17 protein-coding genes are annotated in these 25400 nt (G+C 56.3%); all 17 read left to right on the forward strand.

From position 1 onward, the window contains the following. Nucleotides 1–47: 47 nt before the first annotated feature. The 17 genes from K2F33_RS13065 to K2F33_RS13145 all read left to right on the forward strand — a co-directional run bounded on the left by K2F33_RS13065 (nt 48) and on the right by K2F33_RS13145 (nt 25345). The gene (locus tag K2F33_RS13065; RefSeq protein ID WP_263881933.1) at nt 48–3200 is read left to right on the forward strand and encodes a beta-galactosidase, LacZ type; all 3153 of its coding nucleotides are present in this window, start codon (nt 48–50) and stop codon (nt 3198–3200) included. Then, a complete protein-coding gene (locus tag K2F33_RS13070; RefSeq protein WP_076175663.1) occupies nt 3193–3975 on the forward strand; it encodes an SDR family NAD(P)-dependent oxidoreductase in 783 nt (260 codons plus the stop codon). The genes K2F33_RS13065 and K2F33_RS13070 overlap by 8 nt, the downstream gene beginning before the upstream one ends. 85 nt (nt 3976–4060) lie before the next feature. After that, on the forward strand, nt 4061–5500 hold the full coding sequence (gene gcvPA / locus K2F33_RS13075; protein WP_263881934.1) for an aminomethyl-transferring glycine dehydrogenase subunit GcvPA: 1440 nt from the start codon (nt 4061–4063) through the stop codon (nt 5498–5500). Continuing rightward, complete coding sequence (gcvPB, locus tag K2F33_RS13080; protein ID WP_212971171.1) at nt 5497–7068, forward strand: aminomethyl-transferring glycine dehydrogenase subunit GcvPB; 1572 nt, start codon at nt 5497–5499, stop codon at nt 7066–7068. The genes gcvPA and gcvPB overlap by 4 nt, the downstream gene beginning before the upstream one ends. Nucleotides 7069–7364: 296 nt before the next feature. After that, on the forward strand, nt 7365–8561 hold the full coding sequence (locus tag K2F33_RS13085; RefSeq protein WP_144025526.1) for a Gfo/Idh/MocA family protein: 1197 nt from the start codon (nt 7365–7367) through the stop codon (nt 8559–8561). Nucleotides 8562–8877: 316 nt separating this feature from the next. Continuing rightward, complete coding sequence (locus K2F33_RS13090; protein ID WP_076175669.1) at nt 8878–9630, forward strand: response regulator transcription factor; 753 nt, start codon at nt 8878–8880, stop codon at nt 9628–9630. After that, nucleotides 9593–11281: a sensor histidine kinase gene (locus K2F33_RS13095; protein WP_263881935.1), complete on the forward strand. Its 1689-nt coding sequence runs from the start codon at nt 9593–9595 to the stop codon at nt 11279–11281. Before K2F33_RS13090 ends, K2F33_RS13095 begins: the two co-directional genes overlap by 38 nt. A gap of 156 nt (nt 11282–11437) precedes the next feature. Further along, complete coding sequence (locus K2F33_RS13100; RefSeq protein WP_263881936.1) at nt 11438–11743, forward strand: Dabb family protein; 306 nt, start codon at nt 11438–11440, stop codon at nt 11741–11743. Between the two features lie 251 nt (nt 11744–11994). After that, nucleotides 11995–13632, forward strand: coding sequence for a type 2 periplasmic-binding domain-containing protein (locus K2F33_RS13105; protein ID WP_076175671.1), 1638 nt, complete (start codon nt 11995–11997; stop codon nt 13630–13632). 40 nt (nt 13633–13672) lie between these two features. Continuing rightward, on the forward strand, nt 13673–14623 hold the full coding sequence (locus K2F33_RS13110) for an ABC transporter permease (protein ID WP_412973981.1): 951 nt from the start codon (nt 13673–13675) through the stop codon (nt 14621–14623). 18 nt (nt 14624–14641) lie between these two features. Further along, the gene (locus tag K2F33_RS13115) at nt 14642–15529 is read left to right on the forward strand and encodes a carbohydrate ABC transporter permease (protein WP_089548628.1); all 888 of its coding nucleotides are present in this window, start codon (nt 14642–14644) and stop codon (nt 15527–15529) included. 246 nt (nt 15530–15775) lie between these two features. Continuing rightward, entirely contained in the window at nt 15776–17653 is a 1878-nt protein-coding gene (htpG, locus tag K2F33_RS13120; protein WP_076175676.1) for a molecular chaperone HtpG, read from the forward strand. A gap of 200 nt (nt 17654–17853) precedes the next feature. Continuing rightward, complete coding sequence (locus tag K2F33_RS13125) at nt 17854–19020, forward strand: YecA family protein (protein WP_212985178.1); 1167 nt, start codon at nt 17854–17856, stop codon at nt 19018–19020. A gap of 273 nt (nt 19021–19293) precedes the next feature. Beyond that, nucleotides 19294–21555, forward strand: coding sequence for a helix-turn-helix domain-containing protein (locus tag K2F33_RS13130; RefSeq protein WP_263881937.1), 2262 nt, complete (start codon nt 19294–19296; stop codon nt 21553–21555). A 307-nt stretch (nt 21556–21862) separates the two neighbouring features. Continuing rightward, entirely contained in the window at nt 21863–23491 is a 1629-nt protein-coding gene (locus K2F33_RS13135) for an extracellular solute-binding protein (protein ID WP_263881938.1), read from the forward strand. Nucleotides 23492–23536: 45 nt separating this feature from the next. Further along, nucleotides 23537–24433, forward strand: coding sequence for an ABC transporter permease (locus tag K2F33_RS13140; RefSeq protein WP_076175735.1), 897 nt, complete (start codon nt 23537–23539; stop codon nt 24431–24433). Between the two features lie 39 nt (nt 24434–24472). Further along, nucleotides 24473–25345, forward strand: coding sequence for a carbohydrate ABC transporter permease (locus K2F33_RS13145; RefSeq protein WP_263881939.1), 873 nt, complete (start codon nt 24473–24475; stop codon nt 25343–25345). The last annotated feature ends 55 nt before the right edge of the window (nt 25346–25400 follow it).

Here is a 25400-nt window from a genome sequence, read left to right on the forward strand (position 1 = left end):
CTGCTCAAGTGAGGAGATGCATCCAGAGAGAGAAAGGAAGGGAAAGCATGCACAACACGAACCTGCCCCGGGATTGGGACGATCTTGCCGTGCTGGCAAAAAACCGGATGAAAGGCAGAGCCTATTTCATTCCTTATGCGGACGCCGAAGGGGCCTTGAGCGGCGACCGCGGAAGCTCGCCCTGGTTTCAATCGCTGAACGGCATTTGGAAATTCAACTATGCCCCCAGGCCGGAGCTGGCGCCGGACAACTTCCGCGAGGAAGCGCTGGCCGGCTGGGACTGGGCGGACATTCGGGTGCCGGGGCACTGGCAGCTGCAAGGGTACGGCAGCCCGCATTATACGGACCTGGACTACCCGTTTCCGGTGGATCCGCCCCGGGTACCCAATGACAATCCAACAGGCAGCTACGTCCGGGAATTCGAGCTGCCGCCCTATTGGCAGGGGCGGCGGATCACCGTCAAATTCGACGGTGTGGACAGCGCCTTCCATGTGTGGCTGAACGGATCGTTCGTCGGCTACAGCCAGGGAAGCCGGCTGACCTCGGAGTTTGACCTTACACCTTATTTGCAGCCGGGGGTCAACCGTCTGGCCGTCCGCGTGTATCAATGGTCGGACGGAAGTTACCTGGAGGACCAGGACATGTGGTGGCTGAGCGGCATCTTCCGGGACGTTTATCTGATCGCCGAGCCCGCCTCGATTCGCGTCGCCGACTACCGGGTGGTTACCGAGCTGGACGAGAAGTTTGAACAGGGAGTACTGAACGTTCGGCTCGACCTGGAAGGGATTGAACCGGACGGAGGCGTCGCGCTGCGGTTGCTGGACCCTGCGGGGCAGGAAGCTGCCTCTGCTAATGAATCGGTGCAAAATGGCTCCAGTACCTTGGATGTCCGCCTGCCCGTTGCTCATCCGGCTTTGTGGAGCGCAGAACATCCTGCACTGTACCATCTGCTGATCACGGTAACGGACGCGCGCGGGAATCAGACCGAGATCATCGCGCAGCGGGTGGGATTCCGGCAGGTGGAAGTGAAGGACGGCAGATTTCTCGTCAATGGCAGGGCGATCCTCCTTAAAGGAGTCAACCGGCACGACCATCACCCGGATACCGGCCGAACCGTGACTTTGTCCACGATGCGGGAAGACATCCTGATGATGAAGCGCCACAATATCAACGCCGTCAGAACGGCTCATTATCCGAACGATCCGCGGTTCTATGAACTCTGTGACGAATACGGGCTGTACGTCATGGAGGAGACGGATCTGGAGACGCATGGGTTTGAGCCGCTCGGGAACATTTCGCGCCTGAGCGACGATCCCGCCTGGAAGGAAGCTTATGTGGACCGCGTCCGGCGCATGGTGGAGCGCGACCACAACCATCCTTCCGTCATCTTCTGGTCGCTCGGCAACGAGTCGGGCTTCGGCTGCAACTTCCGCGCCATGTCCGAGTGGTGCAAGGCGAACGATCCGACGCGCCTTGTGCATTACGAAGAGGACCGGGAAGCGGAGGTATGCGACATCGTCAGCACGATGTATTCCTCCGTGGAGAAGATGGAGGGCTTCGGGAAGCTGACGGACCACCCAAAGCCGCATATTATGTGCGAGTTCGCCCATGCGATGGGCAACGGACCCGGCGGGCTGCGGGCGTATTTCGATACCTTCGAGAAGTTTCCCCGCCTGCAGGGAGGCTTCGTCTGGGAATGGATCGATCACGGCCTGCGCAGACGCACGGCCGATGGGCGTGACGATTACGCCTACGGCGGCGACTACGGCGACGTGCCGAACAACGGGAACTTTTGTCTCGACGGTCTGGTTTTCCCCGACCGCACCCCGTCGCCTGGATTGATCGAATACAAGAAAGTCATTGAGCCGGTTCGTGTGGAGTGGGCGGAAGCAGGCCGCATCCGCATCACGAACAAGTATGACTTTATGACGCTTGAACATCTTCAGGCGGATTACAGCGTGACGGCTGGCGGCCGTACCCTGCGCAGCGGCGTGCTGACCCTTCCGGCCGTGGGGCCGGGGGAATCGGCAGAGCTCGCGCTCCCCTTTGCGTGGGACCGTCCGGAAAGCAGTCTGGAAGCCGGGACGGAGCGGTGGCTGAACGTCGGCTTCACGCTGGCGGCCGACTGCAGCTGGGCGGAGCAGGGGCATGAAGTCGCTTGGACACAGCTGGCACTGCCGGCTGTGGCTCCGGCAGAGGCGGCGTCGCGGCATCAAGCAGCCCGGTCCGCCGAGGCTGCGAGTCTGCGCCGGGCCCTATCCGTTCAGGAACGAGGGCATGCGCTGATTCTGGCAAGCGACCGGTTCCACTTGGAAGCGAGCAGGCTTGAACCCGGCATCACTTCGCTTCGGATGAACGGCAAAGAGCTGATCCGGCGCGGACCGCGGCTGAACTTCTGGCGCGCGCCGATCGACAACGATATGTACGTGCTGGCGGACTGGCGGAAGGCGCACTTGGACCGGCTGACCGAGCGGGTGGACGATTTCCGCTGGGAGCGGCTTGGCGCGGACGCGGTCCGGCTGGCCTGGTCCTCGCGGATTGCGCCGCCGGTATACGACTGGGGCTTCCGCTGCGAGACGTCGTACACGGTGACGGCGGACGGGCTCATCATCATGGACGTGGCAGGAACGCCGATCGGCACGCCGCCGTCCATGCTGCCGAAAATCGGGCTGCAGCTGCAGCTCCCGGGGGATTGTGAGCGGGTGGCCTGGTACGGCCGCGGTCCCGGGGAGAGCTACTCGGACAGCAAGGAAGCCGGCCGCCTTGGCGTGTACCGGAGCACGGTGGACGGCCTGTTTACGCCGTACGTATATCCGCAGGAGAACGGCAACCGCACCGATGTGCGCTGGGTTTCTATGGCGGACAGCGCCGGGCTGGGACTGCTTGCGGCAGGCTCGCCCGTACTGGAGTTCAGCGCAAGGCGGTACACGGATCAAGATCTGGAGCAGGCGCAGCACATGACGGAGCTCAAGCCGCGCGACTATATTACGCTGAACCTGGACTACCGGCAGAACGGGCTCGGCAGCAACAGCTGCGGTCCGGCGCAGGCGCCGGAGCACGCGGTGAAGCCGGAACCGTTCCGGTTCCGGGTGCTGCTGCAGCCGTACATGGCGGAGGACCAAGCGCCGGAGCGGCTGAGCCGGCAGATGACCGGAGAGGCCGTACGATACCCACTTAAGGAGGAGAACGAGGATGCTTAATACACAGGACGTTTTGAACTTGTCGGGGAAAGTGGCGGTCGTGACCGGAGGAGCTTCCGGCATCGGCCTGGCTACCGCCGAGCTCCTGGCGGGCTTCGGAGCTCACGCCGTGCTGATCGATATCAATGAGGCGGCCGGGGAGGCGGCGGCCGCAGGCATCCGGGCCGAAGGAGGCTTGGCCACCTTCCGCCGCTGCGACGTCACCTCGGCCGCGGACTGCGAACGGACCGCGGCTGAAATTGCTGCCGATTTGGGAGGCATCCACATATTGTTCAACAATGCGGGTGTCATCCGCCGCCAAAGCGTGACCGAGCTGGAGGAGCGGGATTGGGACCTGGTACTCAACGTGTCCCTCAAAGGCGTCTACCTCCTCTCGAAGTACGTCATTCCGGTGATGGAGCGGAGCGGCGGAGGCAGCATCATCAATACGGGCTCCGGCTGGGGTCTTAAGGGCGGGGACCGCGCCGCAGCCTACTGCGCCGCCAAGGCCGGCGTCGTGAACCTGACGCGGGCGATGGCGATCGACCATGGGCCGGCGGGCATCCGCGTCAACTGCGTATCGCCTGGCGATACGGACACGCCGCTGCTTCGGGACGAAGCCAAACAGCTGCAGCAGGATGAGGCGGCGTTCCTCGTCGCCTCCGCCGGGGGACGCCCGCTCGAGAGGCTCGGCACGCCGCGCGATATCGCGAATGCGGTGCTGTTTCTCGCGAGCGACCTGTCGGCCTGGGTCACGGGCAGCGTGCTCGTCGTCGACGGCGGCGGGATCGCTTGACCCCAAAGGCTTATCGATTTTTTCAACCTATACAACAATCCAATCATTTCTTTAGTTCATTCTGTACAGAACGGAGGCGTTTGCTTTGGCAGACCACAGAACGTATGCCCATCCTTATATACCGAATACCGTCCCGGAAGTCCGGGACGCCATGCTGCGGGAAATCGGACTGACGTCCATGGACCAGCTGCATGACGCCATTCCCGATCACCTGAAGCTGAAGCGGGAGATGGACCTACCGCCGGCCATGAACGAATATGAGCTGCGCCGGCATATCGAAGGCATACTCGCCAAGAACAAGCACGGCGCGGATTACCTGAATTTTTTGGGGGCGGGCTGCTGGCAGCATTTTATCCCCGCGGTCTGCGACGAAATCAACCAGCGCTCCGAGTTCGTGACGGCCTATGCCGGCGAGCCCTATGAGGATCACGGCCGCTTCCAGGCGCTGTTTGAGTATCAGAGCCTGCTGGCCGAGCTGGTGGATATGGATGTCGTTAACGTTCCGACTTTTGACTGGGCGCAGGCGGCGTCCACGGCGATCCGCATGGCCGGCCGCATCACCGGTCGGCGCACTGCCCTGATTCCGCGCTCTGTCGATCCGGATAAGGTCGCCATCATCCGCAATTACTGCACGCCGGTCATGGACATCCGCATGGTGGAGATCGACCCGGCCACCGGGAAAATGGACCTGGCCGATCTGGAATCCAAGCTGGACGGGGACACCGCCGCCGTTTATTTCGAGAATCCCGGGTATCTCGGCATCATCGAGGACCAGGGATCGGAAATATCCCGCCTCGCCCATGCCGCTCAGGCATTGTCGATTGTCGGCGTGGACCCGATCTCCCTCGGCGTGCTGGAGCCGCCGGCCCGCTACGGCGCGGACATCGTCTGCGGGGACCTGCAGCCGCTCGGCATGCATATGAACTACGGCGGGGGACAGGCCGGATTTATCGCGACCCGCGACGAAGAGAAATTCGTCATGGAATACCCGTCCCGGCTGTTCGGCATCGTGCCGACGGAAGTGGAGGGCGAGTACGGCTTCGGCGACGTTGCGTACGAGCGCACCTCGTTTGCGCTGCGGGAGAAGGGCAAAGAATCCGTCGGCACGCAGACCGCCCTATGGGGCATTACGGCCGGCGTCTATTTGGCCCTGATGGGACCAAGCGGCATGCAGGAAGTGGGCGGAACGATCGTCCAGAAGGCGAAGTATGCGGCCATTCAGCTGTCCGGTATTCCAGGCGTATCCCTGCGCTTTGGCGGCACGCCGTTCTTCAAGGAGTTCGTCGTCGACTTCAACGGAACGGGACGCACCGTGGCCGACATCAACCGCCGGCTGCTTGATGAAGGGATTTTCGGCGGCAAGGATTTGTCGGCAAGCTATCCCGATTGGGGGCAGTGCGCCCTGTACTGCGTCACGGAAATTCATACCCAGGCTGACCTGGACCGCCTGGCCGGAGCCGTCCGTGCCATCGTAGGCGCAGGTGCTACAGCGGCCGGAGCATCAGGAGAGGAGCAGACGCCATGAAACGGATTGTCAGGGACCGGAAGGTCCGCCAGTTCCACCAAGCCAAATGGGATGAGCCGGTCATCTTTGAACTGCACCGCGCGGGAGAGCGGGGCGTCATCCCGCCGCAGGCCGAGCCGGCCGTTGCAGCGGAAGCCGGCGGCGTGCAGGACGCCATTCCGGCGAACATGCGCCGCAGCCAGGCGCCTGCCCTGCCGGAGATCGGCCAGGCCAAAGTGCTGCGCCATTACCTGCGCCTCTCCCAGGAGACGCTGGGCTCGGATTTGAACGTCGAAATCGGGCAGGGCACCTGCACGATGAAATATATCCCGCGGATCAACGAAATGCTGATCCGCAGCCCCCGCATGACCGAGCTCCATCCGCTCCAGGATGTGAGCTCGGTACAGGGCATGCTGGAAATCTACCACAGCCTGGACCTTGCGATGCGGGAGATTTCCGGCATGGACGCCTTTAGCTTCCAGCCGAGCAGCGGCACGCAGGCGCTGCTGGCCATGGCTTCCATCGTGCGGGCTTACCATGACTCGCGCGGGGAGGGGGAGAAGCGCGACGAGATCATCACGACGATCTTCTCCCATCCGTCCCAGGCGGCGACCGCTGCCGTCAAAGGCTACAAGATCATCACCCTTCATCCGGACGAGGACGGATTCCCGGACCTGGAGAAGCTGAAGGCTGCGGTCTCCGAACGGACCGCCGGTTTCGTCGTGGCGAACCCGGAAGACACCGGCATTTATAACCACCGGATCCGCGAGTTTACGGACGTGGTGCATGCCGCCGGCGGGGTCTGCTACTACGACCAGGCCAATGCCAACGGTCTTCTTGGCATTACCCGCGCGAAGGAAGCGGGCTTTGACATGTGCTTCTTCAACCTGCACAAGACGTTTGCCGCGCCGCATATGTGCGGCGGACCGGCCACCGGCGCGCTCGGCGTGACCGATGCGCTGAAGCCGTTTCTGCCGGGACCGCTGGTGGATCAGGCGGCGGACGGGAGCTATGTCCTGCGGGAGCAGGGCGGCAGCAGCATCGGCAAGGTCCGCAGCTTCCACGGCGTCGCCCAGACGGTGCTCCGCGCCTACGCGTGGATTCTCAGCCTCGGCGCGGAAGGACTGAAGGATGTGGCGCAGACCGCTGTGCTGAACAATAACTATCTGTACCACAAAATCCTGCAGATCCGCGGGGCAAGCGCGCCATACATCAAGGGCCGACGCCTGGAGCAGGTCCGCTATAGCTGGAAGCAGCTGACCGACGAGACCGGCGTCACGACCGAAGATATTACGCGGCGGATGTGCGACTTCGGCCTGCATTACTGGACGTCCCATCATCCGTACATCGTGCCGCAGCCGTTTACGCTCGAGCCGACCGAATCGTACTCCAAGGAAGATCTTGACGAGTACATCCAGGCGCTGGAGCATATTTCAAATGAAGCGTACACGAATCCCGAGATGGTCCGGACAGCTCCTCATGCCAGCACGGTTCACCGCAACGACGAATCGTCCCTGGACGATCCGCGGCAGTGGTGCATTACGTGGCGCGCCTATCTGAAGAAGACCGAACCGTCAGCAGTGAAGTAACCACGAATGAACTTGTAGACCAAGGCCACAGCCGAACCGATGGCTTTGGTCTCTTTTTTATGGACTTGGCCCAATATAGGCCCCTTAGACATAATGGGGGTGGCTGGCCAAGCCGGATCCGGGGGAGGAAAAGGTCATCCGGTTCCCTTATGCCCGTTATCCAAAAAACACGAAAAATTTGGAGAAGGAATAACCCGTTTTATAGAGAACTATGCTTGTATAGTCCATAAAACAGCCAAAGATGGACTGCATTGTTCACAGCCAAAACAACCAAATATTTGGAGGAGTGATCGAGGGTGAAGGAGAAGGTGCGTGTTGGAATGATCGGTCTCGGCGCACGCGGCATGGGGCTGCTGAGAGGGATCATCCTGCATATGGAAGATGTTGAGGTTGTCGCGGTTTGCGACCTGTATGAAGACCGCTGCGAGGAGGCGGCTGGATATGTCCAAGAGACAGGAACCGCCAGACCGCTGGTAACGACCAAATATCAGGAAGTTGTGGCCCTGCCGGGGCTGGACGCCGTTGTCATCGGCGCATCCTGGGCGGACCATATTCATATTGCTGCGGCATGCATGGAAGCCGGGATCTACGTGGCCAGCGAAGTCGGCGGCGCTTATTCGGTGCAGGAGTGCTGGAAGCTGGTAGAGACGTACGAGCGTACTGGAGTACCCTGCATGATTATGGAGAACTGCTGCTATGGACGCGAAGAACTGATGGTGCTGAACATGGTCAAGCAGGGCGTATTCGGCGACATCGTTCACTGCGCCGGCGGCTACCATCACGATCTGCGCGAAGAAATTGCCTATGGCATCGAAAATCGGCATTACCGCCTGAACAACTATATTCACCGTAACTGTGAAAACTACCCGACGCATGAGCTCGGACCCATTGCTCAGATCCTGGGCATCAACCACGGCAACCGGATGGTATCCCTCGTCTCCATGTCCTCCAAGGCCAAAGGCATGCATGAATACGTTGTCCGGGAGAGAGGCGCCGATTCGGCGCTTGCCCAGACCGAGTTTATGCAGGGCGATATCGTTACTACCGTGATCAAGTGCGCCCATGGCGAAACGATTACGATCACGCTCGACACTACGCTTCCCCGCTACTACTCGAGAGGGTTTACGGTCCGGGGCACGAAGGGGATGTATGTGGAGGAGAACCATTCCATTTACATCGACGGACAGCATGACGAGCACCACTTTGACTGGAAAAACCAATGGGGCAACGCCGACTCCTTCCGTGAGCAGTATGAGCATCCGATCTGGAAGAAGTTCATCAGCGAGGGCGTGAAGGGCGGCCACGGCGGCATGGACTGGCTGGTCTACTCTGAATTTATCGAATGCGTGAAGAACGGCACGGATACGCCGCTTGATGTGTACGATATGGCCGCCTGGATGAGCATCTCGGCCCTGTCCGAGGAGTCGATTGCGCTCGGCGGTCATCCGGTGGCGATTCCGGATTTCACGAACGGAAAGTGGATGAGCCGTTAAACGATACAGCGATATTTTAAGCGAAATTTCTCGAAAAAGTGACCTGCAGCCATTTCGGAGAAACTTTCCCGAATGTACAGGTTACGGGCGCTGGCGATGAAGCCGGCGCTCTTTTTTTTAACCGCCGGCCATCGTTACTCTACGAGCGAACAAATTATTGAAAGCACTTTCAATTCATATGATATAATGCAATAAAAGCAGACATACCTAATATATCAATCACTTCCACCGTTTGCATCGTTAAAGCGCAGCAGCCGCTTGCCCCTAAGGTCCTATCCCTGCATATCATTAGTTCATAAGGAGACGAGTCCGTACGATGTTTAATGTTCTTGTAGTAGACGATGAGCATGTTCAACGAGAGGGCATCAAGGATTTGATATCGGAATACCGGTTTCCGTTCCACGTGCTCGAAGCCGACAATGGCCGCGCGGCCGAAACCATTTTGAACCGCCACCCGATCGATATTTTGATTACCGATGTCAAAATGCCGCTGATGAGCGGCCTCGAGCTCGGCAGGCTGGCGAAAAAAACGCAGGACAACCTCAAAATCGTCATCTGCAGCGGATACGACGAATTCGAATACGCGAAAACTGCCATTAAGCTGGGCGTCGTCAACTATCTGCTCAAGCCGCTTGTGACTGAGGAATTTTTGGAGGTGATGGAGGAGATTACGCATATTCGCCCCCATGCCGGCGGGCCCGAGGTGGAATCGGAGGAATCGAAGGTGATTCGCCAGGTGAAGGAGTTCGTGAAGGACCATTTTCAGCGCGACCTGTCATTGACGGAGGTGGCCAATGAGGTGTATCTGTCCCCGGGATACTTGAGCATTTTGTTTAAGAAAGAAACCGGGATGAACTTTTCCAAATATTTGACCGACCTTCGCCTCCGCAAGGCAGGCCATCTGCTGCTGAACTCCAATATGAAAATTAACGACATCGCGGCGTTTGTCGGCATCGACAACACCTCTTATTTTTGCCGGCTGTTCAAAACCAACTACGGCGTGAGCCCATTACAGTATAGAGAGAGCGGGAATGTCCATGCTTCACTGGATCAAGAGCAGGTTCAATGATATCCGGTTCCGCAACAAGCTGCTGCTGTCCCACCTTTTTATTGCGCTGATTCCTATTCTGCTGCTCGGCGTTCTCGCTTTTATCCAATCCTATCGCATCCAAATGAAGGAGCTGAAGAGCGAAGCCGCGGCCAGTTTGGACCAAGTGGCGAACATTCTCGATTATAAAATCAACCGCTACAACACGCTGAGCGAATTTATCGTGCTGAACCGCGACTTTTCGAAATTGTTTACCCGGAACTATGCCGGCAATTACTTCGAGATGTTCCTTGATTTCCGGGACATTATGGACCCGCTCATCTCCAATACGAAAACGATGGACGACAATATCGAAGGCATTACGTTCTATACGTCCGGGGATTTGCTCGGCATCCGCGACAACATTTTGCCGCTCAGCGATTTGAAGCAAAAGCCGTGGTTCGACGGGTACCGGGGCAGGCATTGGGTGGTGGATGGCAGTCACGTCTACCTGGTGCAGGAGCTGATCAGCAATTTGAAGGACAGCAATTACATGGTAATCTCGGTCAATTACGACAGCATTTTTTCGGATATGGACAAGCTGTCGGATCATATTACCGTGCAGATCGAAGGTCCGCAGCACCAGCCGATCTTCCGTGAACAGAAGGCGGACCCGCCTGCGCAAGGGGCGACCCGGCTCGACCGGACGCTGAAAAGCAACGGCTGGACGATCCATTATTACCTGTCCAATGCGAATGCGTATGTCAACGCGCTGACGTTTTTCAAAATCACCCTGCTCGTCATTGGATTAAGCCTGCTCGTTGCCTTTTTCCTGATCTATATCGTCTCGAACAACTTCACGAGGCGGATCATCCACCTCAAAAACAAGGTGGACAAGGTGGAGCAGAACAACCTGGACGTGGTCATCCAGAGCTCTTCCCGGGATGAGTTTGGGGAACTGACGAACGGCATCGGTAAGATGCTGGGGCGCATCAACAGTCTGATTCACCAGGTGTACCAGGCGGAAATCGCCAGGCAGCAGAGTGAGTACCAGCGGCTGATTAATCAGATCAATCCCCACTTTCTGTATAATACACTGTCTTTTATACACTGGCGGGCCAAAAAGAAGCGTGACCTGGAAACCGGGTACATGGTATCGACGCTGGCCAAGTTCTACCGGACGACATTGAACGGGGGCAGGGAGATGGCGACGGTCGCGAACGAAATCGAGCATATCCGGGCGTATCTGGACCTGCAGCTCGTCATGAATGACGGGGACTTTGACGTGGAGTTTCAAGTGGATGAAGATACGGCGGATTTGAAAATCATTCACTTCGTGCTGCAGCCGATCGTGGAGAACGCGATCAAGCACGGGTTTACCCATCCGGAGGCGGAGGAAACTCCGCGGATCGTCATTGCGTCGCGCCGGCAGGAGGGCATCCTGACGCTGAGCGTAACGGATAACGGCGTCGGAATGACCCCTGTCCAGGCCGCCAAGCTGCTGTCGGCAGAGAACGGGGGAACCGGCGTGAAGAACGTCAACGACCGGATGAGGCTGTATTACGGGCCGCCGTACGGCCTAGCCATCGACAGCGTCCCCGGGATGGGCACGACGGTCACCCTGACGTTTCCTGCGGAGCCGGCGGACACGGCGCCGAAGGGGCTAGTCGAGAGCGCGGCTGCCGGTCCATAGAGGGCGGAGATCAGCGGCAGCGAATGGGGCGTGTATCCGCTTCGAAGCGCCGTTGGCCGGCAGGCAATCCTGTTTTTCAACGCGCAGAAGGAAGAGCCGGCTTCCGTATGGAAAGAAGGTAAAGAAGGAAAGAGCGCATGAGGAGGAAAAAACCATATGTTTGAACATTTGGTCTCATTTAAATTTAATCGCATCCTTGAACCGGAGCTGGAGCATGAGCTGCTTGGACTGCTGTGGGGGCTGAAAGATCAGATTCCCGGCATCGTTGACCTCACGGCCGGCGTCAATAAAACGGAGGAAATGGAAAACATCCACGGGTTCAGCCTTGGGCTTCGCGTGACTTTCAAAGACCGCGAATCACTGCAGGCCTACGGGCCGCATCCGGCCCATCAGGAATTTGTTCGCAAACTCGATGGCTTGATCGAGCAATCCCGTTCAAGGCTGAGCATCCATAATCAGTGAGGCTGTGTGAAGCCGGCAGTCGTGCTGCCTGCTGGCATATACCGGGATATTCCAATTATTGCTCAACGTCTGGTAGCTGCCTCCAGAGCCAAAGAGCGTTCCTTCGGGGCGCTCTTTTTGTGTGTCGAATCCGCTGCAGGGCATTCATGAAAAAAGTGACACAGAACGGAAAAATGTGATATATACGATTTTTTTGCAACCGCATACAATTTTACTTGTACAAGGAATCGACAAGAGAGGGGTTCAAACGGATGAACAAACGAAAAATATCGTCACTGCTGGCCGTTACGTGCATCACGGCGCTCATCGTCAGCGGATGCGGCGGCGGAAGCGGCAAAGCGGAGGACAAGGTTGTCAGCGAAAAGGACTACGAGCCGTACAGCAAGTACGAGTCCCCGGTGGAGTTTACCATCGGACGCAATACGAGCCATACGAACAATCTGCCGAAGGGCGATTCGATTGAAAACAACATGGCGACCCGCTACGTCGAGAGCAAAGTGAACGTGAAGGCCAAGGTAGCCTGGGAGACCGATGATATGGACCAGAAGCTGTCCCTGTCGATGACGACCGGTGAGCTGCCGGACGTGATGCTGGTCAGCCGCACGATTTTCAATCAGCTCGTAGACAATGACCTCATTGAAGATATGACCGAGGTTTACGAAAAAACCGCCTCCGAGGGTGTCAAAAACATCTACTCCTCTTATGGGGATCTGCTGCTCGACCAAGTGAAGGTGGACGGCAAAATCATGGGCCTGCCGATGACGAATATCGGCAACCAGCATCAGCTGCTGTGGATTCGCAAAGACTGGCTGGACAAGGTCGGCGGCAAGCTGCCGCAGTCCGTGGACGATGTGTGGAACCTGGCCAGAACCTTTGTGGAGAAGGATGCCTCCGGAACCGGCAAGACGATCGGGTTCGGGATGAATCAGGACGCGATGAATTTTTCACCGATATTTGCAGCTTATAATGCATTTCCAGGCCAGTGGATCAAGAAAGACGGCAAGGTCGTGTACGGCTCCGTGCAGCCCGAAATGAAAGAGGCGCTCGCCGATTTGGCCGAGCATTACAAGGAAGGGCTGATCGACAAGCAGTTTGCGGTCCGCTCGGACGAAGAGAAGGAAGCGCTGGTCATCAACGGCCAGGCTGGCATGCTCTTTAACCCATGGTGGATCGGATACACGAACTACAAGGACTCCATCAAGCAGGATCCAAAAGCCGAATGGGTGGCGGTATCTGCACCTGTAGATGAGAACGGCAAATTTAAAACGATCCGGCAGGACCCGGTCGGTGGAGGCATTGTTGTCGTGCGCAAAGGTTACCCTCATCCCGAGGCGATTATGAAATCGATCAATCTGACGACGGACTTCCTGTACTCACTGACGGACGACGCCGTCCAGTACAAGAAGGAGCATGCCAGCGAAGGGCTGACCGACCACAGCCGCTGGAACAACGAGCCGACGCAAATTCCGATGCAGGTGGACTATGACGACGTGCTCAAGCGTTATTACGATGACATCATGAAGGCTGACAAAGCAGGCAGTGCCGACGGAATTCAAGAGGACCGCGTTGTGTCCTATGAAGCGTACCAGGAGTTCAAGCAAAAGGGGACTGCGGTCGACGCCAATACGTACGGTGAGTATCTATCCCGGATCGAGGGGCAGCGGGAGGCGAACAACCCGAACCTCGAAGTGATTCCGGCCGGCTTCTACGGCACGACGGAGACGATGAAGCTGAAATGGGCGAACCTGCAGAAGATGGAGCAGGAAATGATGCTGAAGATCATCATGGGCCAAGCCAGCATCGATGCTTTTGATCAATTCGTGTCGACCTGGAAAAAGACCGGCGGCGATGAGATCACGCAGGAAGTGGAAGAGATGAGCAGCAGGTAAGTCCCAGTCAATACATCCTGGATAAATGGAAGTGATAAGTATGTCTTCGCTGGAAGCAAATATCCATACGGAGCGGCAGGTTTCGGGACGGATACGGAAGAAACGCAAGGCTTTTCATGAAATGACGTATCACTTCATGCTGCTGCCGGGCATGGTGCTGCTGTTCATTTTCTCCATCGTCCCGATGTTCGGCATCGTGATGGCCTTTCAGAAATTTATCCCGGCCAAAGGCATTTTCGGCTCCAAATGGGCCGGGCTGACCAATTTCACGTATATGTTTCAGCTCCCGGACGCAAAGCAAATTTTCGTCAATACGCTGGTGATCGCGGTCGGAAAAATCATACTGGGGCTGATCGTGCCGATCGTGTTTGCGCTGCTGCTGAATGAAGTCCGCCTGAAGGTGTTCAAAAGCACCGTGCAGACGATCGTATACCTTCCCCACTTCATGTCCTGGGTCGTGCTCGGCACGATGATGACGATGATCTTCTCATACGACGGCATGGTGAACAACGTTCTGCAGCTCTTTGGGATGGACAGAACGATGTTTCTGGCCAGCAACACCTGGTTCAGGCCGCTGCTGATCGTGACCGACACCTGGAAGGAGTTCGGCTACGGAACGATCGTCTATTTGGCCGCCCTGACGGGCATCAATCCTTCGCTGTATGAATCGGCCGCTCTTGACGGGGCAAGCCGGTGGAAGCAGACGCTGAACATTACGCTGCCCGGAATTTTACCGACGATCATCCTGCTCGGCACGCTGAGCCTGGGCAATGTGCTGAATGCCGGCTTCGATCAGGTGTTCAATATGTACAATCCGCTGGTATATCAGACCGGAGACATCATCGATACGTTCGTGTACCGGATGGGCCTGATCCAGATGCAGTATTCGTTTGCCACTGCGGTCGGCTTGATGAAATCGGTCATCAGCTTTGTGCTGATTGTCGTATCCTACAAGCTGGCTTCCAAATACGCCGGTTACCGGATTTTCTAGAAAGGGGCGCTGATTTGCATGATACAATCAAGAACGTTCGGGGCGCAGGCTTCCCGCTTCCTGATCATCCTGGTGCTGGTGCTCATCGCCTGCCTGTCCCTGGCCCCGATCATCAATACGATCATGGTGTCGGTGAGCAGCAGCACGGCGGTCAACGCGGGCAAGGTGTATTTTCTCCCGGTAGATATCAACTTCTCCTCTTACGTTAAAATTTTGGACGACGAGAAGTTTTGGAGGGCTTTCCTGGTGTCGGTGGAACGGGTCGCCCTGGGCGGAGCCATTAACATGGTGCTGACAATTCTGATGGCGTATCCGCTGTCGAGAACGGCCTCGCAGTTCCGGGCACGCAACGTCTATATGTGGATTATCGTGTTCACGATGCTGTTCAGCGGCGGCATTGTTCCCTGGTACATGGTCATCAGCAAGCTGGGATTGATCAACTCGATCTGGGCGCTTGTGCTGCCCGGCGCGGTCCCGGTCTTCAACGTCATCCTGCTGATGAACTTTTTCAAAGGGATTCCGAAGGAGATGGAGGAGGCGGCCTTTATCGACGGGGCGGGTCCACTGAAAATTTTGTGGCATATCTTCATCCCGGTGTCCCTGCCCAGCCTGGCGACGATCACCTTATTTGTCATCGTGGGCCACTGGAACAACTTCTTCGACGGGATCGTGCTGATCAACGACAGTCATAAGATCCCGCTGCAAACGTATTTGCAGCAGCTGAATTTGACCAGGGACCAAATGCAGAATCTGTCGGTTGAGCAGCTGCAGCAGTACAATAAGATCTCTAACACCACGCTCAACTCGGCTAAAATTCTCGTGTCCATGATCCCGATCCTGCTGATCTATCCGTTCCTGCAGCGGTATCTCATCCATGGTATCGTGCTGGGGTCGGTCAAGGAATAGCGGTTCCTGATAGGCAAAACATGACAGCGACAATGAAAGACGGGGCTGACCGCGCAAGCTTTGCAAAAGGCTGCGGGGGCAGCCCTGTTCGGCGTTTGCCGGGAATGGCCGGAAGGGATGCGAAAGGGGTGCGGATAACCAATTGTTGACTTCAAAAATGAACTTATGTTATATAAAAATAAGAATAATTAGCACTCATTATGTTTGAGTGCTAAGATACTATGTTCGTTGAGGGGAGTATGCTAGATGGCCATGAAAGAGTTTAAAGCCGAGTCGAAACGACTGCTTGAAATGATGATCAACTCCATTTATACGCAGCGGGAGATCTTTTTGCGCGAACTCATCTCCAACGCCAGCGACGCTATCGATAAAATCTATTATAAAGCGCTAACAGACGACCAGCTGGTTTTCAATAAAGACGATTATTACATCCGGATCACCCCGGATAAAGAAGCCAGAACGCTGACGATTTCCGATACGGGCATCGGGATGACGCAGGAGGAGCTGGAGAACAATCTGGGCGTCATCGCGAAGAGCGGGTCGCTGGCCTTCAAGAACGAGAACGAAGCCAAGGACGGCCACAACATTATCGGCCAGTTCGGGGTCGGTTTCTATTCGGCCTTCATGGTGGCGGACCGGGTGACGGTCATCACCAAGGCGCTTGGCTCCGATACGGCGTACAAGTGGGAGTCTGCGGGAGCGGACGGATATACGATCGAGCCTGCGGCGAAGGATACCGTGGGTACGGAAATTGTGTTGAAAATCAAAGAAAACACGGAAGAAGACAATTACGATGAATTTCTGGAGGATTACCGCCTCCGGACGATCATCAAGAAGTACTCGGATTTCATCCGGTACCCGATCAAGATGGACGTCACCGGACATCGGCCAAAAGAGGGCGCGGACGGCGAGTTCGAGGAATACAGCGAAGAGCAGACCGTGAACAGCATGGTTCCGATCTGGCGCAAGAACAAGGGCGAGCTGACCGAAGAGGACTACGTCAACTTTTACAACGAGAAGCGCTACGGGTTTGACAAGCCGCTGACGCATGTGCACATCAAGGCGGACGGCGCCGTTGTGTACAACGCGATCCTGTTCATTCCGGAGCACACCCCGTTCGATTATTATACGAAGGAATACGAGAAGGGGCTTGAGCTTTACTCAAACGGCGTCCTTATTATGGAAAAATGCGGCGACCTGCTCCCGGATTACTTCAGCTTCGTCAAAGGGATGGTCGATTCCGAAGACCTGTCGCTGAACATTTCCCGAGAAATGCTGCAGCATGACCGTCAGCTGACGCTGATCGCGAAAAATATCAAGAGCAAGATCAAGAGCCAGCTGCAGACGCTGCTCAAGGATGAGCGCGAGAAATACGAGAAGTTCTATGAGGCGTTCGGCAGACAGCTGAAGTTCGGCGTGTACAACAACTACGGCGCGGATAAGGACGTGCTGCAGGATCTGCTGCTGTTTACCTCTTCCAAGGAGAAGAAGCTGGTAACGCTGGACGAATACGTATCCGGAATGCCGGAGGATCAGAAATATATTTACTACGCCGCCGGCGAATCAGTGGAGCGGCTTGAGAAGCTGCCGCAGACGGAAATGGTGGCCGATAAGGGTTACGAAATTTTGTACTTCACCGACGACATTGACGAATTTGCCATCAAGATGCTGATGAAGTACAAGGACAAGGAATTCAAATCGGTATCAAGCGGCGATCTCGGTATCGAGACGGAAGCGGACAAGAAGGATGAAGCGGCGGAGACGGAGAGTAAGGAGCTCTTCGAGGAGATGAAGAACATTCTCTCGGGCAAAGTGAAGGACGTCAAGGCTTCCAAACGGCTGAAGTCCCACCCGGTCTGCCTGTCCACGGAAGGCGACTTGTCGATCGAAATGGAGAAGGTGCTCAAAGCGATGCCGAGCGGCCAGGACATCCAGGCCGACAAGGTGCTGGAGATCAACATACACCACGAGGTGTTCCAGTCCCTGAAGGATGCTTATGACAAGGACCGCGAGAAGCTGGGCCTGTACACGAACCTGCTGTACAACCAGGCGCTGCTGATCGAAGGGCTGCCGATCCAGGATCCGGTCGAATTTACGAACGATATTTGCAAAATTATGGTGTAAGCCAAGCTCCTCCCGACCTGCGGCAGAATGCCTGACAGGCGGTACAACCCGGCCTGCCGGAGTTTTGACCTCCGGGCCGGGTTCCTTTTTTTGCCGGAGGGCGGGCTGCGAAGCGAACATCGTGTATAATGGTAGAAGGGCGCAGAGTGATGCCTTAACCGGTCATGCTGCGCATGCTTAATAACGAAGAAGAGGTGTACATGTTGGAAGACCCTACGTTACAACTGGAACAAACAAACATACAGCACGCCATCATCGGCGAACCCATGACCAGCTTGTCCGAGATTTTGCTGAGCCTGACCAAGACGAGGCTGTCCGCGCTGGCTTCCGTCCACAGCATCACAGGTCGTTCCAAGATGAAGAAAGAAGAGCTTGCCGAAGCGCTGTCGGATTACGTCACGAATACGGAGCATTTGTCGTCCATGCTGCTCCAAATGGATGGTGCCGAATGGAGCCTGTTTGAGACGCTCCTTCAGGAGTCTTCCGTTCAAGATAATACGATTCCATACGGGGATTATGCCTTTTTGCTGGATCGCGGGCTTGTATTCAGCTTTTTCTCGGAAGGTCAGCTGCACCTGATCATGCCGGAAGAAATCAGGGACGCCATCCGCAAGGCTGATCTGCCTGCTTTGAAACAGCAGCACGGCCAGCACCAGCTGGCTTATCAATATATTGTTGCCGCATCCCATTTGTACGGAGCGGTTAAGGTGGACAAGCTTCTTGAGATCTACAACGACCAGAATGAACAGGCGCTGAGTGCGGAGGAGCTTCTGAATGAAGTGAACGAGGCGATCGGCCGGGGCGAGAATCTGCTCCTTCACAGCGGATACATCGTGAACAGCTATCTGCTCCACGACCTGGACGAGCAGAAGATCAACGACTGGATCGCGAAGGTCGAAGGGAAACCGTATTACGTTCCCGAGCAGGAGGAGCTGCTCCGGTATGCGGACGAGACGTATTTTGAAATGACGCCGCAGCTGTCCGCGCTGCAGCAGTACGTGCTGCGGGAGCTGTGCAAGGACCAGGAGACGGTGGAATACCTGATCGACGATCTCCAGCTGGCGTGCGCCAAAGGTTCGTCGATTCAGGATCTGATCTACGAATTCGAGAGCCGCAAAATCAATTTCAAAAACCCGCTTCAGGCCCAGCAGACGATTCAGCTGCTGACCGAAGTCTATAACCATACCCGGATGTGGGCCAATAACGGCCACACCTTGGTGGAGCTTCAGGCCATTGCCGATGGCGTTAAGCCGGAGCTGGTGAAGCTGGTGAACATTTCCGCAGCGGATACTGTGCCGAAGGTGGGACGCAACGAGCCGTGCCCATGCGGCAGCGGGCTGAAGTACAAGAAGTGCCACGGAAAATAAACGCTTATCGCTCTATTTATCCTATATAGATCATCTACTACAAGGGCGGCAGTCCGGACATGAACGTCATGTCCCGGGCTGCCGTTTTTGCGTTTGCCACTTTTTATAGGATCCAGCGCCTATGGATTGATTCCGAACCGTCCCATCCGATAGAATAAAATGAATAAAGAAAGCGCTTACCTCATGTCAAAAAAAATTGGCGACTACCATGGCCCCTTTGATCCGTTATCGTGATTCCATGGCAAACAACCCGTTGTAAAGGAGTGATTGGCATTGCGGAACAGCTGGTACCGCCGAATGCTGCTTTCGTATTTCCCCATCTTTTTGATCACTGTAACGATTCTTGTGTTCCTGTCTTTCCTCGTCGTCAATGAAATTTCCCAGAAGGAGACGGTTAAGGCGGATCAGATTTCTACGGGATATATCGTGGACACGGTCCAGATGGCCCTCAAGGAAATCGAAATGAACGCACTGGATGAGGTGGAGCGGAACAGCCGCTACAACGATTTTCTTCAGGCGGACGGTCCGTATGAGCGGGATGCGGTATATGCGGTCGTGGACAGCCTGCGAACCCTGGCTGCCAAAGACGAGCTCGTGGATTCTGTGTATGTGTACCGCAGCGGCGATCGGCAGACGCTCACAACGAGCGGTCTCCTGGAGTGGGACGAGTTTGCCGACAGGCCGTTTGTCGAGCTGGCGATGGGCCAGCCGGCATACCAGGGCTGGTCCCCGATCCGCGACTATCATGAAATGGGGAGCGATGCGAAGCGGCGGGTCATCTCTATGTACAAACGGGCCCCGCTTCCGTTCGGTACGCAGGGCTTTGTCGTCATTAACGTCAACATGTATGCGCTGGAGCAGAAAATCCGGACCATGAAAGATACCGATGTATCCTTCCTTCAAATCCGCGACCGGGAAGGAAATCTGATCTTCTCGACGCGTCCGTCCGAACCGGGAGACGCAGAGGCTGCAGAAGGCCGCATTCTGAACCGTATTCCGTTCCAAGCCACCGGCTGGACGTTTGAGAGCGGGATTGCAGCGGGCCAGCTGTTTATGTGGGTGTCGGTCGTTTCGTACATCTGGATCGTCATCGGCGTGGGCACCGTGCTGGCAGCCGTCGCCTACTTACTGTATATCACCAAGCGCAATTATAAACCGATCCGCGCCATGATGCACCGGATCGAAGCGGTCCGTGACCGGATGGATCCTCCGGGCGGCGCCAAGAGCGACGAGCTGCTTCTGATCGACCGGGCATTGGAAAATTTAATCCGTCAGACCGCCGACTACGAGAAGCAGCAGCAGGAGAACATGCTGATCGCCAGAAGGCAGCTGTTCATCGACCTCGTTCAGGGGGAACGCCTTGGTGATGCAGGCGAGCGTCTGGACCGATTGAAACCGCTGCCGGTACAGGTCACGGGGCCGTATCTGCTGGTCCTCGTAGAAATACTGGAATTTCCGCGTTTTCAGCAGGGCTTTTCGGTTCAGGACCAGAGCACGCTCAAGTTTGCGCTGACCAATGTGCTGCAGGAAATGGCCCGCGACGAAGGCTTGCACGGCTGGGGGGAATGGACGGAAGCGAACCGGATGGGCCTGCTGCTCGGTGTGAGCCCGGATGTGACGGAAGAAGAGACGCAGGAGAGGATTCGAAGGCTGTCGGAGCGGGGCATCGCCTGGACCCATGACCATTTGGGCTTGTCCCTGATGGTCAGCGTCGGACCGCGTTCGGACTCATGGGAAGAAGTGTCCGCCTCGTATCAGGCCGCGGCCAGGGCGCTGCAGCATAAGCTGTCGCTTGGCCAGAGGGCATTTATTCTCAGCGAGGACATGCCGGCTAACGCGGCGACCAGAACATATACCCACCTGCAGGGCATCGCCGAGTTCGTGAAGCAGTTCCGGCTGTCCGACGGCGATTGGCGGAGCCGTCTTGAGCGGATTTTTGACGACCTGAAAGCCGATGCCTTGAAGGATGAGGATATCCGCATGCTGCTGCTGACGATGATGGAAATGCTGGCGCGGGAGGTCGGGGACCTTTCCGAACAGCTGCAGTCCTGTTTTACGGGCGAGCGGGCCGGATCTTGGCGCCGGGCTGTTGAGGAGACGACGTCGCTGGACAAGCTGCGATCGTTGTTTACGGAGCAGCTGGCAGAGATTTACCGTACGTTCGTAGCCGTCAGCGAAACGAAAAGCCACCGGGCGATGATCGTGGAGATGAAGGCGTACATCGAAGAGAATTTTGCCGATCCGGATCTGTCACTGAAGCATCTGAGCGACCGCTTTCAGATCTCGGGCAAATACGCGAGTTACCTGTTCAAGGAAGAGTTCAACATGAAGTTCGTCGATTTCATGGTCCAGCTGCGGATGGCCAAAGCGGAACGGCTGCTGCTGGAAACCGACGACACCGTCCAGCACATTGCGCTTCAGGTCGGCTACGCCAATTCCATTACCTTCGGCCGGACGTTCAAGCGGGAGGTGGGAGTGACCCCGGGCGATTACCGCAAATTAAAGGCGAAGTCGCAGCGTGACGTTCCGATTTAAGGAACGCGTTCGAGGGCAGATGCAGGAGCCGTAAGCAGTCCACCAAGCCTTGCAGCTCCTGGCCTGAGCGGTGTTTTGAAAATAGTTTATTGCCGGAAAACGGTTTGCTCTTCAGGGTGTTATGGTTTTCCGCCTCTACGCCCAAACGGTTTATCGATCCGAAACTGGTTTATTGTCCAGCCGCCGCATCCCGTGACATACTGTGGGCATTCCCGCTGATGCGGTAACCGGCCCGATTGAAAGCGTAAACAATAATCCGCTTGCCATTCAGCGGAGCCGGCATGAAAAAGATGAAGGGATGATACGAATGGTTGGGAACAGGAACACAAGATCTTTGGCAAAATCGGTTCGCTTCATGTCAGCCGTGCTGGTCGCGGGCAGTATGTTGTTGTCTGCATGTTCGCCCAAATCGGAACAGGCCGCTTCGGAAGGATCCGGATCAGGATCCGGGTCCTCAGGCAAACAGGTGACCCTGTCGGTGGAGGTGTTCGACCGCGGCAATTCGCCTTCGGGGTATACCATCAAAGATAATTATTGGACCCGCTGGGTTCAGGAAAAGTTCGGCACCCCTAATCAGATTCAGATGAATTACGTTCCCGTCCCGCGTTCGGAGGAAGTCGAGAAGCTGAACGTGCTGATGGCAAGCGGCGGAGATGTGCCGGACATCGTGTTCACGTATGATTCCAGCACCTTTTACCGATATGCGCTGCAGGGCGGGCTGACGGACTTGACAGAGCTGATCGATCAGTACGGGCCGAACCTGAAAAAGTTTCTTGGCGACGAGGTGCTGAACTATGGAAAGGTGGATGGGAAGCTGTACGCCGTTCCGGCCAAACGGTCGAACCTCGGCAAGTATTCCTCGTTTATCCGCAAGGACTGGCTCGACAAGCTGAGCCTGCCTGTGCCGCAGACGACAGACGAATTGTACTTGGCGCTGAAAGCTTTTAAGGAAAAGGATCCGGGCGGAACCGGGGGCAAAGTGATCCCGCTCGGCATGACGATCGCTCCGGCGCAGTACGAACCGCTGATCTGGTCTTTCATCAAGGAGACGACGGAGGAGCAGAAATATACGCTGACCCAGCAGCTCGGATCACGTGATTATCCGATCCTGCTTCCCGGCTTCAAGGATGCGCTCCAGTTCATGAACAAGCTGTACAACGAGGGATTGATGAGCCGGGACTTCGGGCTGGACGAGGACAAAAAGAAGATGAGCGAGGATATCTCCACCGGAAAGGTCGGCTTCTTCAGCGAGGACGACACAAATATTTACTATGCAGACGGTACCTATGAGACGCTGCAGTCCAATGTCAAGGGTGCGGAACTCCAGGCGGTGGATGTATATACGAATGAAAAAGGCGAGCATGCCAAGCCGGAATACGCGCCGGTGGGCTTGTACGTTATGATCCCCAAATCCAGCAAGCATGCGGCAGAAGCGGTGAAATACCTGGACTGGATGGCATCGGGCGACGTGCTCTTCAACATGCAGACAGGGGTCGAGGGCGAGAACTATACGATGAAGGACGGCATCCCGGTGGCGCTGGAAAATCCGACGGAGGAAGCGAAGAACCGGATGTTCAACGCCGGCGATATGACCCTCATTACCAACGGACAGCAGCTGGGAAGCCCTGAGAAGAACAAGGAGGCTAAAGCGCTCCAGTTTCCGCCGAAGTATCAGGACGGTGCCCGGGAAGCCTTGATGATTTCCAACTCGGATACGGTACCTCCGGTACTGATGGATCGTCCGATCGAAGCCCAGGCCAAATACGGCAATACGCTGCTCGACAAGTTCAACGAAATGATCGTCAAGACGACGACGGCAAAACCGGAGCAGTTCGAAGCGGTGTACGATTCCCTCATGAAGGATTATATGGCCAGCGGCGGTCAGGCCGTTCTGGATGAGCGGACCAAAGTGTACGGCGAAATGAAGTCGAAATAAACCGTGCGGTTAGGCCCGTCAACAGAGGAGGCAAGGCTTGTGAAAATGACGCGTTATTTGGGCAGATATTGGCAGCTGTATGCGCTTCTGCTTCTACCGCTGGCTTATTTTATTATCTTCCGGTATGGACCGATGTATGGCATTCAGATCGCTTTCAAAGACTTCAATCTGTTTCAAGGCATTAACGGCAGCGAATGGATCGGACTGGACGCTTTCAAGGAAGTGTTCGGCATGCGGGACTTTTACAAAACGCTGCGCAACACCTTGATGCTGAATTTTCTCGATTTGCTCGTTTCGTTCCCGGCTCCGCTGATCTTGGCGATTATGCTGTATGAGCTGCGGAGCGCGTGGTTCAGGAAGCTGTCCCAAACGATCCTCTACATTCCCCATTTCATTTCCTGGGTGATCATCGGGGGCATCGTGTACCAGGTATTCGGCACGCAGTCCGGCATGATCAACAATGTCATTACGGCCTTTGGTTTTCCGGAGGTTCCCTTTTTGACGGATAAAAATACCTGGCTGATCACCTATCTGCTGGTCGGGGTATGGCAGAGCGCGGGCTGGGGAACGATCATCTATCTGGCGGCATTGACCGGCATTAACAAAGAGCTGTTCGAAGCGGCGGAAGTGGACGGGGCTACACGGATGAGGCGCATCTGGCACATTACGCTCCCCGGCATCAAGCCGACGATCGTGACCCTGCTGATCATCAACCTGGGCCACATGATCTCGATCGGCTTCGAGCGCCCGTACATTATCGGCAACACGATGGTACGCGATTATTCCGACGTGCTCAGCACGTTCGTGTACCGGATCGGCCTCGAATCGGGACAGTATACGCTTGCCACCGTTGTCGGCCTGTTCCAGGCGGTGGTGGGGCTGGTATTCGTCCTCGGGGCGAACTTTGTTTCGAGGAAGCTGACCGATGAAGGCATTTTGTAGCGCGGCAGGAGCATTTTTACGAGAAAGGAGTGAACGAAGATGAGGTCGCAAACGTCCGGCAGGGGATTCGATATCGTCAATGCGGTGCTGCTCGGCATCGTCGTGGTGGTCTGCCTGGCCCCGTTCCTTCATATTCTGGCTATATCCCTCAGTTCGAGCCGCCCGGTTCTCTCCGGAGAGGTGAGCCTGCTCCCGGTAGAGCTGAATTGGGGGGCTTACCGGCAGGTGTTCAGCGACTTGTCGATGATCCGATCGCTTGGCTTTACGGTGCTGCTCACCGTGATGCATACTGTCATGTGCATGCTGATGACCGTTGCGGCGGGGTATCCCCTTACCCAGAAAAAGCTGAAAGGCCGCAGACTGATCATGTTTTTGATCGTGGTGACGATGTTCTTCAGCGGCGGCATCATCCCGGAATACATTCTGGTCCGCAGCCTCCATCTGATCGATACAATGTGGGCGCTGATTCTGCCCGGCCTGATCAACCCTTTTTACCTGATCATCCTGATCTCGTTCTTCAACAACATCCCGGATAGCCTGGAGGAATCGGCCGAACTGGACGGAAGCAGCCACTTCCGGACGCTCATCAGCATTATTCTGCCGCTGTCGATGCCGGTCATCGCCACACTCAGCTTGTTCTATGCGGTGGGCCGGTGGAACGGGTTTACGGATACGCTGCTGTACATTACCAGCCCTGAACTCTATCCGATGCAGCTGAAGCTGTATCAGATGATCCAGAACAACATGGTGTCCGACCTGATGCAGATGGAGGGCGCAATGGTGAGTCCGATGCAGCCGGAGAGCCTGAAGGCGGCGAGCGTTATTTTTGCCACCGTTCCGATTCTGCTCGTTTATCCTTGGCTGCAGCGGTATTTCGTGAACGGGGTCATGATCGGCGCGGTTAAGGGGTAGGCGAATGGGAGGGAAAATAAATTTATCGGCTGTAAGGATCAGTTGTACCGGTTTT

Source organism: Paenibacillus sp. PSB04 (assembly GCF_025809195.1).
GTDB classification, from domain to species: Bacteria; Bacillota; Bacilli; order Paenibacillales; family Paenibacillaceae; genus Paenibacillus_AQ; species Paenibacillus_AQ favisporus.